Source organism: Peptidiphaga gingivicola (genome assembly GCF_001652275.1).
Lineage (GTDB): Bacteria > Actinomycetota > Actinomycetes > Actinomycetales > Actinomycetaceae > Peptidiphaga > Peptidiphaga gingivicola.
Window position 1 is genome coordinate 866057 of the sequence record NZ_LVZK01000001.1, and the last position, 18256, is coordinate 884312.

Consider the following 18256-nt stretch of genomic DNA (forward strand, 5'->3'; position numbering starts at 1 on the left):
TGGTTTGCGGGGAGTGGCGCTCGTCCGCGAGTGGCGCCTGACTACAAGTGGCGCTCGACCGCAAGAGACGGCGCAGCCCATGGGGACGGCATCGGTCATGGGCAGGGATGGCGCGGCCTATGGGACAGCGCCGCTTATGGGGGAGAAGGCGCCGACCATGGGGAAAGACGCCGTATATTCCGCTATCCGCTGTCGGGATAAAAGCTGCCGCCGTGATTGCTCGCGCCGTGGGTCCGTACGTACTCTCGCTGCATGAGTTCTACGTTTGATGCCAAGAAAGCCTTGATCGTTCACGCGCATCCCGAATCGGCGTCGTTCTGCGCCTCCCAGATGCGGGCGGCCCGCGACGAGCTGGTGCGGCAGGGCTACGAAGTCGATGTCATCGACCTGTACGAAAACAAGCTGGACCCGGTGCTCGACCGCGGCGAGTTCGAGCATGTCGAAGAACCGTTCAAGCCGCAGAAAGAACAGCTGAAGGCTGTCAAGGAAGGCACCCTGGACCCGCGAATTCGCGAGGACATCGATCGAGTGCTGGCCGCGGACCTCCTCGTCTTCTCCTTCCCTCTGTGGTGGTTCTCGGTTCCCGCCGTTCTCAAAGGCTGGGTCGACCGGGTTTTCGTCATGGGCGCCGTTTTCGGCGGGGACTATGGGATTCTCGACGAGGCCGCGCTCGCTGGCAAGCGCGCGGTCGCACTCACGACCACCGGTGGGCCCGAGGCCATGTACTCCGAGGACGGGGCCTTCGCTCCCATCGAGAGCTTCCTCTTCCACGTCAACGAGGGAATCTTCCGGTTCGTGGGGTACGAACCGCTCAAGCCCGTGGTCACCTACGGCCCTGCGCATCTGGATGACGGGCAGCGTGAAAATGCGCTCGGAGCGGTGCGATCCGAATTCGAGACGATCGACGAGCGTCCGCGGGCCTGAGGCACACGCGAAACGCCGGTGCGGCAGGCGGCCGCGGTCTCAGGCAGGCGTGCGCGCCGCCGCGCGCTCGGGTCGTTCAGACGTCTCAGTTTCGGGCCGGACGGGGGCGAACGTCGCCAGGCCGACGAGGAGAATGACGATGATCCCGAGGATCCCATAGATCGCCACGTCGTCTTTGGGCCGGCCGCTCACCTTGCTCGCCAGAGTGATGGAACTCGAGTACATGACCGACGAGAGGAATGAGACGGCCCGGCCCGTCGTGGCGTACAGCCCGAACATCTCGGCTCCGGAGCCCGGCGGCGCGACCCGCGCCAGGTAGGAGCGGGAGGCCGCCTGCGTCGGACCGACGAAAACGCACAGGGCCAGGCCGAACACCCAAAAGACGACCGGGCCGGCGGGCTTTCCGAAGAAGACGATGAGCGCGAGCACGCACATGGAGGCCAACGAGCCGACGATCACCTTGCGCGGGCCGATCCTGTCGTCCAACTGGCCGAAGACGACCGTCGCGACGCCCGCCACGAGATTCGCGGCGATGCCGAACATGATCACCTCTTCCCTCTTGAAGCCGAACGCGACGCCGGCGAGCACCCCGCCGAAGGTGAAGACTCCGGCCAGCCCGTCCCGGTAGATCGCCGAGGAGACGAGGAACCACACAACCGAGCGGCTCTCACGCCACAGGCGGGCGATCGAGCGGCCGAGGTCGGCGTACGAACCGAAGAGCCCGCGCGAGGGCTCGCCCGAGGGAGGGCGGTTGCGCGAGGTCAGGAGCAAGGGCAGGCAGAAGACGAGGGTCCACAGCGCGCACACCGCCATCGAGACGCGGATGTTCAGCGCGTCCTCGCCTGTGACGCCGAAAAGCCCCGCTTCGGGCTGGATGAAGCCGACGAGCAGGAAGAAGAGAAGCAAAATCGAGCCGATATAGCCTAAGCCCCAGCCGAAGCCGGAAACCCGGCCGACGTTTTCGGGAGTCGAAATGTCGGAGACCATCGAGTTGTAGATCACCGACCCGACTTCGAACACGAAGTTGCTCGCGGCGAGCAGAAGAAGGCCGAGCCACGCGTAGTGTTCACTGGGTTTGACGAAGAACATGGCGCCGATGAGCGCTGCGAGCGCGAGGGTCGTCGCCGTCAGGACGGTGTGCGTCTTTCCCGTGCGGTCCGCCCACTGGCCGAGCGCCGGGGCCGCGAGCGCGACGAGAATGCCCGCGAGCGCCGTCGTCCAACCGAGGTTCGCGTTCGCGGACGGCCCGAAGAGTTTCGGAGTGGTGAGGTAGACGGAGAATACAAAGGTTGTGACCACCGAATTGAATGCCGAAGAGCCGACGTCCCAGGACGCCCAGATGACGACTTTGCGCGAAAGGAAGCCGGTGCGACTTTGGCCCCCGTCGTCTGTGTGAGTACTCATGCCTTTTACTTTACGGTGCATTTACTTGCGGCGCACGCGGAATGCGGGCGCAAACCCTCGGCCGCTGGCGTGCGGTGAGCCAAATCGAACCCTTCGCGGCGCTCATTGGATACCCTAGTGGGGTGAGCTTGAAGATCTACGATTCCGCTGCGCACTCGCTGCGAGACTTCGAACCGCTCGAACCGGGCCGGGCAGGGATCTACCTGTGCGGCGCAACCGTGCAGGGCGCCCCGCACATCGGCCATATGCGTTCGGCGCTCGCCTTCGACGTGCTCGCAAGGTGGCTGCGCCGCAGCGGGTACGACGTGCGGATGATCCGCAACGTGACTGACATCGACGACAAGATTCTGCGCAAGTCCGCCGAGGCCGGCCGCCCCTGGTGGGAATGGGCCTACCGCTTCGAGCGGGAGTTTTCGCAGGCATACCGCACGCTCGGGGTTCTTCCGCCCACGTACGAGCCGCGGGCCACCGGACACATCGCCGACCAGATTGAGCTCATCCAAGCCATCCTCGATGCCGGCCACGCCTACGTCGGCGATCCCGGGAACGTATATTTCGACGTCGCCAGCCTCCCGGACTACGGCTCCCTCACACGGCAGTCGCTGGCGAACATGACTGTTGACGAATCCGAGGTCGAGCCTGACAAGCGCAATCCGCACGATTTCGCGCTGTGGAAGGCCCCCAAGCCGGGCGAGCCCGCGACCGCGGCGTGGGCGGCGCCGTGGGGAAGGGGCAGGCCCGGCTGGCACATCGAATGCTCGGCCATGGCCGGCCGCTACCTGGGTAAGACGTTCGACATCCACGGCGGCGGGATCGACCTGCGCTTTCCTCACCACGAGAACGAACAGGCCCAGTCGCACGCGGCGGGGCGCGGGTTCGCCCGCTACTGGATGCACAACGCGTGGGTGACGATCGAGGGGGAGAAGATGAGCAAATCTCTCGGCAACTCCCTGACCGTCGAGGCCGTTGCGCGCGAGGTCCCGCCTGTCATCTTGCGGTTCGCCTTGGGAACCGTGCACTACCGTTCGACGGTCGCCTATTCGCCTGCGACCCTCGCCGAGGCGCAGGCCGTCTGGGACCGTCTGGCCGGCTTCGTCGCGCGCGCCGCTGAAGCCGAGGAGATCGGCCTCGACGAGGTGGCGTCCCTCGGCCCGGACCGCCTTCCCGCCGAGTTCACGGCGGCGATGGACGACGACCTCAACGTCTCCGGGGCGCTCGCGGCCGTGCACGAAGCCGTCACCAAGGGCAACACCGCGCTGAGCGAGCGCGACCCGGCGGGCGTCAGGCGCGCCCAGCTCGAGGTCCGCTCGATGCTCGACATTTTGGGGCTCGATCCGCTCAGCCCCCAGTGGCGGAGCGGCGCGGGGTCCGACGCCGTCGGCAAGGCGCTCGACGCGCTCGTGGCCGACATGCTCGAGCGCCGCGCCCAGGCGCGGGCGGCCAAGGACTGGGCGACAGCCGACGCAGTGCGCGATTCGCTGTCTGCGGCCGGCGTCGTCGTCGAAGACTCGCCCGAGGGCGCACGCTGGCACGTGGAGGGACGCTGATGGCCGACGGCAGGACGAAACGCCCGAAGGGCAAGAAAGGCGCCCTCGTCGGATCCGGCGGAAACAATCGGCGTCGCCTTCAAGGCAAGGGGCCGACGCCGAAGGCCGAAGACCGCGTCTACCATCCCGCGCACAAGCGCAAGCTGGCGGCGGAAGCGGCGCGCCGGGAGCAGGCCAGGCTCGAGAAGGCCAATCGCCTGCGCCCGGAGCTGAGCCTTGCCCCCGGGCACGAGCTCATCGCCGGGCGCAACGCGGTCCTCGAGGCGGTGCGGAGCGGGATTCCCCTCTCTCGCGTCTTCGTCTCGGGAGGCGTCGCGAGCGACGAGCGCCTCGGCGAGGTGGTCCGCACGGCCACGGCCCTCGGCGCGCCGCTTTTCGAGGCCTCGCGCACGGAGCTCGACCGTATGACCGACGGCGCGGTCCACCAGGGGGTGGCCATTGAGGTCCCGCCCTACGAGTACGCGGACGTCGAGGACCTCGTCGAACGGGCAGGCAAAGGTGCGCGCGCCGGCAGGCCCGGGCTGGTCGTCGCGCTCGACTCGGTGACGGATCCACACAACCTCGGCGCGGTCATGCGCTCGGCCAGCGCCTTCGGCGCGGACGGCGTCGTCGTGCCCGAACGGCGCTCGGCCGGCGTGAACGCCACGGTGTGGAAGGTCTCGGCCGGGGCGGCGGCACGCGTGCCCGCGGCCCGCGTGCCGAATCTCGTCGCAGCCCTGGGCAAGCTGAAGGCCCGCGGCTACTTCGCCGTCGGGCTCGACGGACGCGGCGACACGGCGATTGAGGACATTTCCTTCGCCGACGCCCCCATCGTGCTCGTGACCGGCTCAGAGGGCAAGGGACTCGCCCGGCTCACCCGCGAAACGTGCGACGCGATAGCGTCGGTTCCCATCGCGGCCGAGCTCGAATCCCTCAATGCCGCGGTTGCCACCGGAATCGCGCTCTACCAAATCGACCGCCTTCGGGCGCGCTCGCAGTAGGAGGAACAATGGTTACTTGGCGTCCAGTCAGCGGCGACATTCTGCGGCTCGATCCCGCGCTCGCGTCGGTGAACGACATCGAGAACTTCCTCGCCGAGAGGCGGATCCCCGGAAGGGGCGCCGCGGCGGGGGAGGACGGCTACCGCCTCGAGCTCGCGGTCACCGGGCGAAGGAGGCGCATCGCCGTCCTCGACGACGACGGCGTGCCCGCACCCGGCCCGACGCTGGCCGAGTTCGTCGAAGAGATGGACGGGACCCTCCGCAAGCTTCAGATCGACATGGGCGGGATCATCGCCTGGGGGGACATCGACCTCGGCGAAGTCGACGTCGAGGGCGACGACGTGGACGTGGCCTCCCTCCAGGAGCTTGAACGACAGGCTGAAGCCGCAGCCGGCGAAGGCGCCGGCGACGATGCACGCGAAGTGTCAGGCGAGGATGCCGGCGAGGAGGCAGGCGAGGACATTCCCGAGTTTAAGGGCCCGATGCTCGTCGTTTCGGACATCGCTTTGGCGGAGATGCCGGGCCTCGCCGCCGCCAATCGGCGTTCCCTCGCCGTCTTCCGCATGGAGGGCGCGTGCGCCGTGGCGATGGAGCTCGACGGGACGGAGGACGCCCGGAGGGCCGGCAAGCCGGGCTTCGCGATCGCATTGAGCACCGATCCGTCGGGCCTGGACGCCCCGGTGCTGTCCGTGCGCTGCCGCGGGCCGCGCCTCGTGTGGCGCTGGGACGACGAGCTAGAGCCTGTGCCGTGGGCGAAGGCCGACGCCGCCGCCTCCGATTTCGTCGCCCGAGAGCTGGGGCCCGGGGCCATCTCCCAGCGGATCTCCCAGACGGTCGCCTCCGTCGACGCCGCGCGCATCGAGGAGGCACTGCACGCCGACCCGCACGCCGCCCCCGCGATGCTCGTCGCCGCCCTCGGCCTTCCGTCAGAGATCGCCGACTTCCTCTCCGGCCTGCTCAGTGCGACCGCCATTCCGGGCGCAATCGTATTCGAGCCGAAGCCCCTGCCTCAGAGGATTCAGACGAGCGTCGCCTACGGATCGGTCGGGGAATCGAAGTCGAAGACCGGGTACTGGCAGGCGTATCGCAGACTCTTCGTCGACCGTCCGCGCGTGACGGAAATCGTTTCCTCGATTCAGGCAGGAGTCGGCTCGGTCCTATTCGCCGGCGGCCTGCGCTCGTGGCGGCGAACAGGAGGGAAGGTCGCCGCGGCGATCGGAGGCGCCCTCGTGGTCAACGCCGCAGCTCGAATCCTCACGATGCAGTGGATTCAAACCGCCCTGGAAACCGAAGGCTTGACGGTCAAAAGAGCGGAAGCCGAAAACGAGACAGCCGAAGAAGCGGAAGTCGAAGATGCGAAAGCCAAGGGCTTGGCGGTCGGGAACCCGACAAACGCATGCCCGTAGGAAGAAAGCCCCGCGAGCGCAAGCCCCCAGGTCAGACGATCCAACGCAGAAAGGGATCCTATGAGCAGGAATGACAGCGAGGCTGCCGGGCGGGACGACGTCGACCCCGGCCTCCCGGCGGAAGGCTCCGCAAGCGACGCCGCCTCGGACCGCGGCAGATCCTCGGACGGCGGAGCCCCTTCGGACCGCAGCCTCCCGGCGGAAGGCTCCGCAAACGGCGCCGTCCCCGAAGCCGAAACGCAGACGGAGCTCGAGGCCTTTTGGACGCGCGCACGCAACGTTGCCGGGATTGCCCCGCTGGAGGCCGTCCTCGGCCAGGACGACGCCGCGTCCCTCCGGCCTCCCGCCTTCGCCTTCGGCGACAGCCCGGAGATGTCCGACCGCCTCGCCAAGCTCGTGCTCGACGGCGAAAAAAGCGCGACCTCCGCGTGGCTCGCCTCCTACGAGGCCGAGGGAATCGACATCCCCGAGGTCGGCGACCTCTCCATCATGTGCGACGGCGCAGACCGGCCGCTCGCCCTGCTGCGCACCGCGGACGTGCGCAAGATTCCCTTCGCCGACGTCGGCCCCGAGATCGCGCGGGCCGAGGGCGAAGGCACCCTCGACGAATGGAAAGCCGAGCACCGCGACTTTTTCGCGCGAGAATGCGCCGCGCTGGGAATCGAGTTCGACCCCGAGGGCGACGTCGTGGTCGAGTTCGTCGAGGTTCTCTACCGCCGCGACGGCGTCTGAGCCTGCCGTTCGCGATAGACCCTCTCCAGAAGCGAGCACAGGGTCGAATACTCGCTCGGGGACAGCGCGGCGAAGAACTCTTCGCGTTCGGGCGCCAACTTTGCGTGCAAGCGGTTCAACAGCTGTGAGCCGAGCTGCGAGATTTTGAGCATCTTGGCCCGCCCGTCCTCGGGGTCGGGCCGGGAGGCGACCAAACCTCGCTTTTGAAGCGCCCCGAAGAGGCCCCGGCCGAGGTGTGGGCGGCCATAGAATCCCGCCTGGCGGGGCTTTCCCGCTCCTCTCCCGCGTCCGGCCCCACGCCTGCCTGAGACGACAGGCCCGCCGGCGGGGCGAACGCCTCCGGCCGCCGGCATGTTCTACGCTAGATCGGGCGCCCCATCGGGTGCCCGCGACGCGACGGGAGAGGACCCCATGGCTTTAGGTTGGAAACTGCACGGAAACGGCCGCACGATCAAGCCGGGGGAGGTGGTTCCCCCTGAGGAGCGGCTCTCGTGGCCCCGCACCGTCGGCATCGGCGCCCAGCACGTCGTGGCGATGTTCGGCGCGACCTTCCTGGTTCCCATTCTCACGGGCTTCAACCCTTCCACCACGCTCTTCTTCACAGGCGTCGGCACGATCCTCTTTTTCCTCATCACGAACGGGAAGCTGCCGAGCTATCTCGGATCCTCCTTCGCGCTCATCGCGCCCATCGCCGCCGTGACGGGGTACAGCTCAAAATCGGGGATCGCGATCGACTCTCACAAGATGGCGCTCGCCCAGGGCGGCGTGATAGCGACGGGCCTGACCCTCGCCGTCATCGGCCTCGTCGTGCACTTTGCCGGAACCCGCTGGATCGACAAGCTCATGCCGCCCGTGGTGACCGGGGCGATCGTCTCGCTCATCGGCTTCAACCTGGCCCCCAGCGCCTGGAACAACGTCAAGGAGGCCCCGGTCACGGCGATTTCCACGATCGTTGCGATCCTCCTGTTTACGGTCTGCTTCAAGGGGATCGTCGGCCGCCTGTCGATCCTGTTCGGCGTCCTCTTCGGATACGTCGTCGCGTGCGTGCGCGGCGAAGTGGATTTCGGCTCGATCTCCGGCGCCGGATGGCTCGGGCTCCCCGAATTCCACGCCCCCGCCTTCGACGCCGCCCTGCTGGGCCTCTTCGTTCCCGTCGTGCTCGTCCTCGTCGCCGAGAACATCGGCCACGTCAAGTCCGTTTCCGCGATGACGGGCAGGAACCTCGACGGCGTCACCGGGCGCGCCCTTTTCGCCGACGGCGTCTCAACGGTCCTCGCGGGCAGCGGAGGCGGCTCGGGAACCACGACGTACGCCGAGAACATTGGCGTCATGGCCGCCACCAAGGTGTATTCGACGGCCGCCTACGTGGTGGCCTCGCTTTTCGCCCTGGGCCTGTCGTTCCTCCCGAAGTTCGGAGTGGCGGTCGCGACGATTCCCGCCGGCGTCCTCGGCGGCGCCGCAACCGTGCTCTACGGAATGATCGGAATGCTCGGCGTTCGAATCTGGGTTCAGAACAAGGTCGATTTCTCCGACCCTGTCAACCTCAACACCGCGGCCGTAGCGATGGTCGTGGCCATCGCCAACTACACCTGGGTCGCTGGGGACATGGTCTTCGAGGGCATCGCCCTGGGCTCGTTCGCCGCCATTGCGATCTTCCACAGCATGCGCCTGCTCGCGTCCGTGTGCGGAACGCGTCAGGAACCGGCGACGCCGGCCTCGGCGCCCGCCGGAGCCGAGCTGGAAAAAGGGGCGCTGCGATCGGCCCGAACGTAGCGCTAGAGCCTTTCCGGGCCGACGCCGTCACTTGCCGTGGTTGCTTACCTGCACGCAGCCCTTGGCCGCCGTCAGCTTTCCTTTCGGATTCTTGCTCTTGACGTCTTTTGCTTCGAGCACCTTGTCGTAGCCGACGCCGAGCACAACGGAGATCGTCTCGTCGTTTATCGAGGGATCGTAGTGGACTACGGACTCCGGGATGTATTGGGCCGTCGTGTAAGCGGCGTTGATGCCGCGAGGGCCGGTGACGATCCGAGCGGACTCTTTGATCGCCGTCTCGCCGCCCCAATTCTCGGTTTGCGCCACGCTGAAGCCCGACGTTTTGAGAGATTTCGCAACCTCGTCCGCGATGCCCGTGCGGTTCGTCGCGTTGTAGACGTTGACTGTGATCGAGGAAACCTCGGTGGCTTTCGAACCGTCGGCGATGCACGGCGTAACCACCTTGTTGGGGTCTTCGTCTCTCGCGAAGCTAGGCTCGAAGGGCAATGGAATGACTTTCGTCCAGATGAGCATCGCTATGACCATGATGACGGCCAAAGTGGCTGTCAACGTGCTGAAGAGCACCGTTTGGCGCTGCTGCATCTTGCGCCGGTAGGCGGCGCGTGCCGAATTGTCCTCACTCACAGGTTATACGGTAGTCCAGCGACGCCGAGGATGCATATGCGGGAACCGAATTGAGGCTTGGAGGTTCGCCACGTCGGCGTTTTCGCGATCAGGCGCGACTGGCTCCCCGATTCAGGCGCGACTGGCTCTCCGAGTCAGACGGGACCGGCGGCAGTGTGAGAGCTCCGCAAGGGGGAGGCAGGGTGAGGTCAGTGTGAGAGCTTCGCAAGGGGGAGGCAGGGTGAGGTCAGTGTGAGAGCTTCGCAAGGGGGCGGTGCGAGACAGTGCCAGAGCTCCACAAGGGGCATTGCGTGATCCCCGCAAGAGGGGTTGCGTGGGAGTCTCGTGTGAGCGCCCTGAAGAGACACTTCACGCGAACACCGCCCGACGCAGGCGGTGTGACGGATGCAACTAACGAAGTCGTTAAGTTGATTGTCGTGGGGTGGGTAACAGGTTTCGTTTCTTTGCGGTTCGACGGCCGACGGTCGCCGCCACGATGGGAACGCCTTGAAAACGGCGTCACGGCACCGATTGGTCGCAACGGCGCGAAAGGGGCGAAGGTTGTGCGGGGGAGTGCACGATGTGAAAGCTGTGACGAAAGCGAATGTCAAGTTGGGCAAGATGGGTTGGAAGACCCATGCTTTCGGCGTGCATAGTTGAACTTCTCCGCCTACGCTCATGTTATCGAAACGTTATAAAGACTGGTGGCGACGTTCGGGGTGCGTCGAAGGTCGTCACCTGTGGCGGTGAAGTCCACCACCGCCACATTCGGTTGGTCCTGGAAGTACATCGGCTTTGCGCGAAGCTGATTAGTCACCACGACCGCCATCCACGTCTACGAGGGCGTGAAACCGGGCCCGGGGGAATTCGTGTGGGGGTTCTCCCGGGCCCCCTTTATGTGCTGGCCGCTTATCGGCTGATTGGCCTCCTTCGGTTTGCGTGACTTTGAGTTCCCGATCCGCCTGCGGCGGACGGCTCTCGGTTTGGGTTTGTGCGCGACGGCTCCGGCCGGGTGCGGGCCCGGTTCCGCGGCGGCGCGCGTCCCGCCGCGTCAGGCCCAGCGGACGATCTCTTCGAGGTCGCGCCTCGAATGCGCCGGCTGGCCGCCGGCTCGGTACCCCAGAGCGAGCATGACCACCGGCGAGGAGTCCGTGGGGTCAATAAGGCCCCGCTCGGTCAGGATCTCGCGCACTCCGTCGATCGAGAACCCCTCGATCGGGCAGGAGTCGATTCCCCGCTCCGCGGCTGCCAGCATCGCCCCGCCGAGCGCGATGTACGCCTGGCGCGCGGCCCACTGATGCACGACGTCGGCCGTTATCAGCTTGAAGTCCCGCTCGGCCCACTTGGTCCAGAATGCCTTGAAGTCGTCCGCTTCGTCGTCGTCAAGGCCGCGGACGTCCCGCAGGATGTGGTCGATGTGGCCGCCCTTGCGAGTGATCTGCAAGCCCGTCTTTGCGGTGAAGATGAGGAAGTGGCTGGCGTCGAAGCGTGCGGCGTTGTTCCCCGCGAATGCCTTGACTGCGTTCCTCAGGTCCTCGCTCTGGGCGATAATGACGTTCCACGGTTCGAAGCCGTAGGAGCTGGGGGCGAGGCGAATCGCGTCCACGATGAGTTCGACGTCGGGGTCGGGTATCTTCCTGCTCGCGTCGAACGCCTTGCAAGCGTGGCGAAACTCAAGCGCGTTCGCTATCTCGCTCCGAGGGATGTCGGGTGTGGTCATAGGATCGTTCTTTCGCTTGGCTGGTGTGGATTCGGTTGACTGATTCAGTTGGCTAAACGCCCCCGCGGATCTCAAGCGGCAGGCCAGTGCGCCTGAAACGCAGCTGTCGCGTGTGGTGCGTGAAACACCGCCGTCGCATGCCGGCTGCGCGCGTAAGCGCAACTACTTTTCTTGCCATCTACCCTACCTTAAATTGTGGGTGAACCTAAGCTCATTTCTGAGAGGCGCGCCATGCCCGAGGCCGCCTTGGAAACCGAAAGAAATCGGACTTGAGTACCACAATGGGTCAAGCCGCAAATACGATAGCATTGTGCAGCGAACTTGAGGACGGCGTCGTGAAAAGGCCGCGCCCCTGTGGGAGTAAGATGAGACCCCCTCGGTTCCCGACTGCCTGGTCTTCCGATGTCGGCGCGCTTGTTTCCCAGTGTTGCGCCTCAACCGTTTGGCGTGTGGGCGCGTCGTGCGGGGGAGGTACGACGACGTCGCCATCCGTTGTCGTTCGGCGCCCCGGGAGCCTTGCTCCCTCACGCGCCGACGTCCGCAGGGGCCGCGTGAACGACGTCGGCGGCGGCCGCAATCAAGAAAGTGGTGTATGTCATAGGTGTATTGGACTCGGTTGCGCGCATCGAAAGAATTGAGGGCGGGGCAGGGTATTATGCAGTTGGCACGCCTTCACGCACGGAGTGCCGACTTTAGAGGCCTGCGCCTGCGGCTCCTCTCGTTGCCGGGACTTGCTTCGCTCATATTCAGTATTCGGGGCGCTCGTGTTCGGGATCTGCTTCTGTTCGGGACCTGCTTCGCCGGCGCCTGCGATTTGCGCCGCTCGTGCCTGCGACTCATTTGGCCGCCGCGCATCGGCGTGCCTCGCAGTCTGCCTTCGGAGGCGTTGTTCAAGGCGCCTGTGAGTCTTGTACGGGCGTCCGCGTGCTGCGGCGACTCGCGGCTGCGCTTGTCGCTGCGCCTCCGCGCGCCTGCTGCCTCGACTGGGAAAGGCCGCCCAAGTGGGCGGCCCCGACGAAAGGAGGTCCAATGACCTTGGAACGCGCTCCCCAAATCCCCGGCGGCAGCCTCAGAGAGCGTGGCCGCGGCCTCGAAGCGCGCAAGGCAGGCGAGCCCTTTGCCGCCCAGGTCGTGGATGTCCTCGCGGCCGCAGCGGCGAGCGTCGTGTGGGATTGGGCGAAGGTCGCGCTCGTGGCCAACGCGGACGGCGCTCTCCCCGGAATCCAGACCTACACCCTCCTGATTTGGGACGGACGCGGCTTCGAAGGGTGGATGCCCGCCGAGGCGGTCGAGGACCTCAATCGCGTGCTCGCCCGGTGGCGTGCGGGGCTCGAGCGCTTGTCGCACCCGAGGTGGACGGCCCTCTTCGTCGGCGTCGTCAACGACGGCGGGCGACTCCGTTCTCGCTGGGTCGTCGCCGACGACGCCGACTTCGACGCCTGGCGGATCCGGCTGGGGGAATCCAACGTGCCGATGGCCGAGAGGGGCCTCGCCGGACTCTGAGAGCCGTGAGCCTCTGAGGGCGTCGTGTCGAGATCTGTGCCCGAAGTGTCGAGATCCGTGCCCGAAGGCTGTGCCGAAAGCCGATCGTGCCGAAGCGCGGCGTCGAAAGACGGTCCCGCGGAAGCGTTGCGTCGAAAGCGCGTTGCGCCGAAAGCGCGTTGCGCCGAAGCGTCGCGCCGGGCCCGGGGTTTTTCGCGGCAGGTCATGCAAGGCGTCGGGTGGTCCGAGTCTCACTACCAAACTTCGTCGCACATTGTTCGGCAAAATTTACATTCGATAGTGTTGTTTTAAATCAAAATGACTTATTAATAAGTTTACAATTCTAAACGAAGGCCACCGTTAAAATTCGGGATGAACTCCCCTTTCTTGCAGGGTTGTGAAAAGGGATAATTGAGGTGCGGGAATGGAAGATGAGAAGCGAAAGAACGCGCATTTCGACTAGCTCCCCGACGTTGCATATCCTCACACGGCAAAGGAGAAATATATGAAGAGAAGGTATATCGCACTGGCTGCCGCAGTCTGCGCAGCATCCATGGTCTTTCCGGGCGGCCCCGCGAGCGCCGCTGCCGACTCCGCCCAAACTCAGGTGCGGCCCGCGGAAAACGGCGAGCCCCCGTACGGGAAGGCGCCCACGCTCAGGTGGGCCGGGCGCGACTGGTACGTTCGTGACAGCGCTTGGAACGACGGCGGTCCGATGCGGACCGATGAATGGTCCAAGGACAACGCGTCCGTTTCGGGCAATGATCTGGTTTTGAAGCTCAACTACAACCGCGGAAAGCGCTTGATGACCGGTTCGGAGATCGTCAGCGCCGACGCGGTCGGCTACGGAGACTACAGTCTTTCTTTCACGTCAAACGTTCGTGAATTCGATGAACATTCAGTATTCGGCGCTTTCACATATGACTGGGGTTCGAATGCCACGAAAGGCAATAGCGAAGTCGACCTCATCGAGACTTCGCGGTGGCACGAGAAAGACAATAAGATGCGGGCCAAGTTCACGTATTACAGGGACAGCGACAGCAAGGCGTTTGAGATTGGCCCCTACGTGATGCCCGAGGCCACGCGCACCTATCACATGGACGTCAAGTGGGAGCCCGGGAAGGTCACCTGGCGTCTGTGGGACGGCAACCGCACCCGCCTTCTGCGGGAGGGGAGCCGCACCGAGAACGTCCCCGCGCCGACGGCGACCACGCGCATGCACCTGAACGCCTGGTGCTCGTGGCCGCAGACCGGGAACAAGGACGACGACGAGAGGCTCCTGCACAGGGAGACCAAGCCCATCACGGTCAAGGTCCACGGCTTCGACTACACGCCGAAGAGGGCCGCTGACCCGAGGGAGAACTCGGGCTCCGGCTGGCACCGCCTGAGCAGCTGAGGCAGCTGACCCCGGGCGGCTCGGCTTGTGCGGCTGTGCGGCTGAGACGCCCGGGGCGACTGTGCGACTTGTCTGGCTGACGGTGCCCTGGCGGGCATGCGCGGCTTGCGCTCCTGAGGCGTGCACGGATGGCTGCGTACGGCTCATGTCGCTGATGAGATGCGGACCACCCGACTGAGGACCTGGGCTGCTGGCTGTGCACGGCCTCGTGCTGTCGAAGCGTGTGTTGATGCGGTACGCGGCTTAGTCTGCTTGGACGACTGAGGTACTCATGAATGCCTGAAGGTTCGGGACATGCCTTGGTTTGTGATTGCGCCTTTTCTAAGCGATTGAGACGCGACGGTCTTCGAAGTTGTGTGTGGGCACGGCGCTGATGCTTTAGGTCCGTTGCTTGGATCGCCTGCCACACTATCCGCACACATTGCTTGTTTTACGGCCGCCAACTCCAACAATCTTCGAAACACAACCACTGCTAAATTCACAGCCTAATATCACCACTATAGGGGCAAGGTCCGAAGTCCAGGGGTCTGTCTAAGGTGTCTAGGAAGGCAAACGAGTCTACCGCCCTAAATCGACTTTTCACCGCGATGGTGGGAAAATCAGCCTATGTCAAAGATGGAACTTTTCACCTCTAAAACCGAAGCTTCGACTCGACTTGATCATCAAATTCACGTCGGCACGCAGCTTCAGGAGCAAATTGCCAGCCAAGTCCAGTCTCTTAGCGATGTCTGGAATGAATGGCGGACATGGGTCGATGAGACGGAATTCGTACTTAACCAAGTATTTATCGTTAAGGGTAAGTCGAGGCTTGAGCTGACCCCCGCTCAGGATTTTAAGGCAACGCTGTCCGGGCCTATCACTTCAGCAATGTTGCAAGGAGTCAATGATTTGAGTTTTGAGAAACAGAGTGCTTTGTGGGAAGCGCTTAATCAAGAGGTGTCGGAACGGCTCCGGAAACTGAAAAGCTACAACAACCGTGTTGAGTTCTTGACCGAGCCGGATGAACTGCAAACTCCTCCCGGTCGGTCTTCATCTAACTGTCTTTCTAGTAATGCGATTTTTGTTGTTCATGGGCGAGACAAGGCACTGCGATTGGAGGTACAGCAGTTCATTGAGCGATGTACTAACTGTAAGCCAATCATCCTCAGTGACCAACCAAATCAAGGCCTGGATCTATTAGGGAAATTTCAGCGAGAAGCGGAAACTGCTTGTTTTGCAGTTGTTATTATGTCTGGTGATGACGAGGGTCGTTTACGCGCCTCGGAAGGCGAACCACGGCCGCGAGCGCGGCAGAATGTCATCTTCGAACTTGGATATTTTATCGGTTTGCTTGGGAGGGAAAAAGTGGCGGTTCTTTACGAATCAAACGTTGAAATTCCTAGTGACTTCGGTGGTGTTGTTTACATTCAGCTGGACCAAGGTTGGAAGTTTGGTTTATATAGAGAGCTGAAAGAGGCAAAAATCGAAGTGGATTTGAATAAAGCATAAATCGCTGCCTCGTTTGGTTGGTTAAGATTGTTTATACTTTAGTTGAAACCAACCAGACTTTGGATGGTATTGCGCTATCTAACGTACGTTTATATAAGATTTAAATTCAATCTTGAGTTTGTGAAGTTCAATGTTCGTTGGAAATTATGATTAGTATGAGATCGACCATTATTTCTAGCTGATCATGAAGTCTCGAAGCGTGTTGGTGGCCTATTGGCAAAACTGGGTGGTACGCACGTCAGCGTTGAACAGCTCGGCCATCAGCCGTTGAGTCAGCCAGATCGTCTCACCCTTGCGGCGTACCTCAATTCTCTCGCTGCCGTTCTGAACGGTGAAGATGAGAAATTCAGCTGTCGAACTGCGAATAAGGCGACGAGACGAAAAATCGAGGGGATTGAATAGGCGATAGATGTGATTCGCCGTGGCTTATGCGTTCGGGCGGTGCTCGTGACCTCGTCGTGAGTCAAACAGAAACGGCGGAGGATGGGGGATTCGAACCCCCGAGGGCTTGCACCCAACACGCTTTCCAAGCGTGCGCCATAGGCCACTAGGCGAATCCTCCTGGCGCGCAATACGCCCCACAAGCATAGCCGAAATTCTGGACATGCGCCGAATCATCGACGTGACCTCGAACGCACCCCGCAGCGCCTAGCGTTATAACGGGTTCCGCATTGAGGAATGGGCTCGTTGTCGATTTCTGGTTGTCGCATTGGTGTCTGGCTGCTGCGCTGAAAGCCGGTCGATGCTCTGACGCCTGGAACGGCGTCGATGTGCGGTCGGCTGCCGCGTCTGCGCATTGCCCAGGTCGGCGCGGTTCGTCGCCCCGGGGTGATCCGTTGCCCAGGCGCGGTTTGTTGCCCCGGCGCGGCCCGTCGCCGCACCGGCGTCTTTCCCGTTGGCGCGGATGTCGGTTGTGCCGTAGACTTGGGCGCGGCTCCTCATGCGGCGTCACCTCGCAAAACTCCCCCAGGGCTGGAAGGCAGCAAGGGTATGCGGGCTCTGGCGGGTGCGTGGGGAGTCCTTTGTTTCGCCCAATGCAGGGGGCGACTGGGTCTTGAGCGGGCGCACAGGCAATCCGGAGAAGCGAAGAGACCCGGGCAGGATGCCGTCCAATGCGGAGAGGCGATTGACCTGAACGGGAACCGCGCTGCCGTGCAGGGCGTTGAGACTCGGAGGTCTGGCGGCGCTTCAAGCGGAGCGAAACCCGATGCGTCCCTCGGGCCCTCGCCTCACTTCACCTTTACGAGCTGGACGTAGCTGTTGGTGTCGGTCGTGATGAACTCGCCCTTGCGCAGTTCGATCGTCGCGGTGTTCTCGTTGCGGGTGCGGCCGATGTTAGTGAACCAGTAGGTGATCTCAGCGGAGTTGGAGACCATGACGTCGTAATACCCCCGCTCCGTCACGGTCACCTCGTAGGTTCCCTCCGGCACGTCGCTGCCGACCAGCAGCGAGGAGCGCGTCAGCTTTGCGACGTCGGCCTTCGGCTTGTCCGCGGGCACGAGCTGAAGCACCGGCTCGCCCCTGCCCTGCTGGTGATAGCTGGCGCCGGCGTTTAGAGCCTTCGCGTCGACGTTCACGCTCTGCCCGCTCACCAGATGGACGTCCGCAAGGTTCTCGCGGGGGATAGCCGAGCGGTCCGAGTTCTCCACGAGGATCCTTCCCAGCGCCTGGCTTCTGTCCTTGTGCATCGTGAACGTCAGGCTGGCCAGCTGCTCAGGCGCAACCACCTGGATCTTGTAATAGCCGGGCGGGATCCGATTGCCCACTTGGTAGGTGTCCTTTGAGTTGAGCGGGATCGCCGAGCCTCCCGCCCTCTTGGGCGCGGTGTCCTTCCAGCCGAGCGAGGAGGGCGACGCCGTCGCATCCGAGGCCTTGGCGAGTGTGATATTCGCCGTCGGCGCGGAGCTCGGGTCCCCCGCGATCGGGTTGTAGGCGAGGACGTCGCCGTCGTCGAATCTCTGCCTGACGGGGGCTTCGTCCTTGCGCCCCAGCACCCCGCGGAACGTGCGCGAGCCGTCGGCCTTGTAGATCCTCGTCATGGAGGGGGAGGAGGCCTTGATCTTGTAGCTTCCCGCGGGAAAATCGACGCCTGCCACCCATTCGCCGGGGAAGGCGATGCCGTCGCGCTTGGAGGTCATCTGAGGTCTGAACAGCAGCTTGGCCCCGCCCTTGACGTTCACGGTGATGCGTTCGTCTTCGGAGACGTCCAAGGTGTAGGCCGCCACGTTCGGCGCGGACACCGCCGTCTGAGGTATTTCGAAGTTCTGCGAGTAGAAGGGCCGGGCCTCGGAGACGTCCGGGCGGGAGTCCAAAACGTTGATCGGCTCCTGGGGGCTGCCGCTGACGAAGATTCCGTACCTTCCCGGCGGAATGTCCGTGCCGCCGTCGATCCTCACGGGCTTGCCGTCTTGCGGCAGGTCGAAGCTCCTCTGCCTGGCCTTCCTGTTGCCTCTGTCCTCGACTTTCATCTTCGGGCCGTCGTCCGTGGTCGACGGCGAAGGGGCGGGCTCCGAGTTCAAAGTGGCCTGAAGACCGCAGCCTGACGCCGCGCACAGTGAAGCTAAGGCCAAGGCCATGATGCTGCGGATCCTCATTGTGTCCCTCCGATGGTCGATGAACCCGTGTTGTGGCTGATTACAATCTTGCCGCATGCGGGCGTCGACGACCATACGCATGCGCAGGGCGCCACACTTTCTTTGAGAGGGCGTGGCGCCTTCGGTCTGCCGGGCGGCGCGGGCAGACGCAGACCGGCCGGGCGTCAGCTTGGGAAGAACGCTCCACGAAATGTCGGAGGGCGCCCG

Annotated in this window: 14 protein-coding genes, 1 tRNA gene and 1 other RNA gene; 10 read left to right on the top strand and 6 right to left on the bottom strand. The window is 64.0% G+C overall.

Annotated elements, in window-relative coordinates; genetic code table 11:
* Positions 1-252: 252 nt before the first annotated feature.
* Positions 253-924 (top strand): NAD(P)H-dependent oxidoreductase, encoded by a 672-nt coding sequence (locus A4H34_RS03550; protein ID WP_009197714.1) that lies wholly within the window; start codon positions 253-255, stop codon positions 922-924.
* Between the two features lie 39 nt (positions 925-963).
* On the opposite strand, the gene A4H34_RS03555 is transcribed toward A4H34_RS03550, so the two are convergent.
* Entirely contained in the window at positions 964-2328 is a 1365-nt protein-coding gene (locus tag A4H34_RS03555) for an MFS transporter (RefSeq protein ID WP_064231106.1), read from the bottom strand.
* A gap of 122 nt (positions 2329-2450) precedes the next feature.
* Between A4H34_RS03555 and cysS the strand changes: the two genes are divergently transcribed.
* Genes cysS through A4H34_RS03575 form a run of 4 tightly spaced genes read left to right on the top strand, consistent with a single transcriptional unit; the run spans position 2451 to position 6993 of the window.
* Positions 2451-3875: a cysteine--tRNA ligase gene (cysS, locus tag A4H34_RS03560; protein ID WP_064231107.1), complete on the top strand. Its 1425-nt coding sequence runs from the start codon at positions 2451-2453 to the stop codon at positions 3873-3875.
* Positions 3875-4855 carry a 23S rRNA (guanosine(2251)-2'-O)-methyltransferase RlmB gene (rlmB, locus tag A4H34_RS03565; RefSeq protein ID WP_064231108.1) on the top strand — a complete coding sequence of 327 codons (981 nt, stop codon included), beginning with the start codon at positions 3875-3877 and terminating at the stop codon, positions 4853-4855. The genes cysS and rlmB overlap by 1 nt, the downstream gene beginning before the upstream one ends.
* Before the next feature lie 8 nt (positions 4856-4863).
* Positions 4864-6261: a hypothetical protein gene (locus tag A4H34_RS03570; RefSeq protein ID WP_064231109.1), complete on the top strand. Its 1398-nt coding sequence runs from the start codon at positions 4864-4866 to the stop codon at positions 6259-6261.
* 60 nt (positions 6262-6321) lie between these two features.
* Entirely contained in the window at positions 6322-6993 is a 672-nt protein-coding gene (locus A4H34_RS03575; RefSeq protein WP_082903034.1) for an ASCH domain-containing protein, read from the top strand.
* On the opposite strand, the gene A4H34_RS03580 is transcribed toward A4H34_RS03575, so the two are convergent.
* Entirely contained in the window at positions 6972-7187 is a 216-nt protein-coding gene (locus A4H34_RS03580; RefSeq protein ID WP_064231110.1) for a helix-turn-helix domain-containing protein, read from the bottom strand. The two genes, A4H34_RS03575 and A4H34_RS03580, sit on opposite strands and share 22 nt — an antisense overlap.
* Before the next feature lie 217 nt (positions 7188-7404).
* Between A4H34_RS03580 and A4H34_RS03585 the strand changes: the two genes are divergently transcribed.
* Positions 7405-8766: a uracil-xanthine permease family protein gene (locus A4H34_RS03585; RefSeq protein ID WP_064231111.1), complete on the top strand. Its 1362-nt coding sequence runs from the start codon at positions 7405-7407 to the stop codon at positions 8764-8766.
* Positions 8767-8793: 27 nt separating this feature from the next.
* Here A4H34_RS03585 and A4H34_RS03590 read toward each other — a convergent pair whose 3' ends face one another.
* Both A4H34_RS03590 and A4H34_RS03595 read right to left on the bottom strand, forming a co-directional pair.
* Positions 8794-9390, bottom strand: a complete 597-nt coding sequence (locus A4H34_RS03590; RefSeq protein ID WP_040322379.1) for a LytR C-terminal domain-containing protein — start codon at positions 9388-9390, stop codon at positions 8794-8796.
* Positions 9391-10420: 1030 nt separating this feature from the next.
* Positions 10421-11089, bottom strand: a complete 669-nt coding sequence (locus tag A4H34_RS03595; protein WP_064231112.1) for a nitroreductase family protein — start codon at positions 11087-11089, stop codon at positions 10421-10423.
* Between the two features lie 1029 nt (positions 11090-12118).
* Here A4H34_RS03595 and A4H34_RS03600 point away from each other — a divergent pair.
* The 3 genes from A4H34_RS03600 (at position 12119) to A4H34_RS03610 (ending at position 15455) form a co-directional block, all read left to right on the top strand.
* Positions 12119-12592 (top strand): hypothetical protein, encoded by a 474-nt coding sequence (locus tag A4H34_RS03600; RefSeq protein ID WP_064231113.1) that lies wholly within the window; start codon positions 12119-12121, stop codon positions 12590-12592.
* 484 nt (positions 12593-13076) lie between these two features.
* Positions 13077-13967, top strand: a complete 891-nt coding sequence (locus A4H34_RS03605) for a LamG domain-containing protein (RefSeq protein WP_064231114.1) — start codon at positions 13077-13079, stop codon at positions 13965-13967.
* 606 nt (positions 13968-14573) lie between these two features.
* A complete protein-coding gene (locus A4H34_RS03610) occupies positions 14574-15455 on the top strand; it encodes a TIR domain-containing protein (RefSeq protein WP_064231115.1) in 882 nt (293 codons plus the stop codon).
* Positions 15456-15932: 477 nt separating this feature from the next.
* On the opposite strand, the gene A4H34_RS03615 is transcribed toward A4H34_RS03610, so the two are convergent.
* Positions 15933-16017, bottom strand: a tRNA-Ser gene (locus A4H34_RS03615).
* 367 nt (positions 16018-16384) lie between these two features.
* Between A4H34_RS03615 and ffs the strand changes: the two genes are divergently transcribed.
* An RNA gene (ffs, locus tag A4H34_RS03620) (signal recognition particle sRNA small type) lies at positions 16385-16481 on the top strand.
* Positions 16482-16684: 203 nt separating this feature from the next.
* Here the strand turns inward: ffs and A4H34_RS03625 are convergent.
* Positions 16685-18049, bottom strand: a complete 1365-nt coding sequence (locus A4H34_RS03625; RefSeq protein WP_064231116.1) for a hypothetical protein — start codon at positions 18047-18049, stop codon at positions 16685-16687.
* Positions 18050-18256: the final 207 nt, after the last annotated feature.

Coding starts and splice junctions, on each gene's coding strand:
- A4H34_RS03625 (WP_064231116.1), bottom strand. CDS start 18,049: ATGAGGATCCGCAGCATCATGGCCTTGGCCTTAGCTTCACTGTGCGCG.
- A4H34_RS03600 (WP_064231113.1), top strand. CDS start 12,119: ATGACCTTGGAACGCGCTCCCCAAATCCCCGGCGGCAGCCTCAGAGAG.
- A4H34_RS03605 (WP_064231114.1), top strand. CDS start 13,077: ATGAAGAGAAGGTATATCGCACTGGCTGCCGCAGTCTGCGCAGCATCC.
- rlmB (WP_064231108.1), top strand. CDS start 3,875: ATGGCCGACGGCAGGACGAAACGCCCGAAGGGCAAGAAAGGCGCCCTC.
- A4H34_RS03610 (WP_064231115.1), top strand. CDS start 14,574: ATGTCAAAGATGGAACTTTTCACCTCTAAAACCGAAGCTTCGACTCGA.
- A4H34_RS03570 (WP_064231109.1), top strand. CDS start 4,864: ATGGTTACTTGGCGTCCAGTCAGCGGCGACATTCTGCGGCTCGATCCC.
- A4H34_RS03550 (WP_009197714.1), top strand. CDS start 253: ATGAGTTCTACGTTTGATGCCAAGAAAGCCTTGATCGTTCACGCGCAT.
- A4H34_RS03585 (WP_064231111.1), top strand. CDS start 7,405: ATGGCTTTAGGTTGGAAACTGCACGGAAACGGCCGCACGATCAAGCCG.
- A4H34_RS03595 (WP_064231112.1), bottom strand. CDS start 11,089: ATGACCACACCCGACATCCCTCGGAGCGAGATAGCGAACGCGCTTGAG.
- A4H34_RS03555 (WP_064231106.1), bottom strand. CDS start 2,328: ATGAGTACTCACACAGACGACGGGGGCCAAAGTCGCACCGGCTTCCTT.
- A4H34_RS03575 (WP_082903034.1), top strand. CDS start 6,322: ATGAGCAGGAATGACAGCGAGGCTGCCGGGCGGGACGACGTCGACCCC.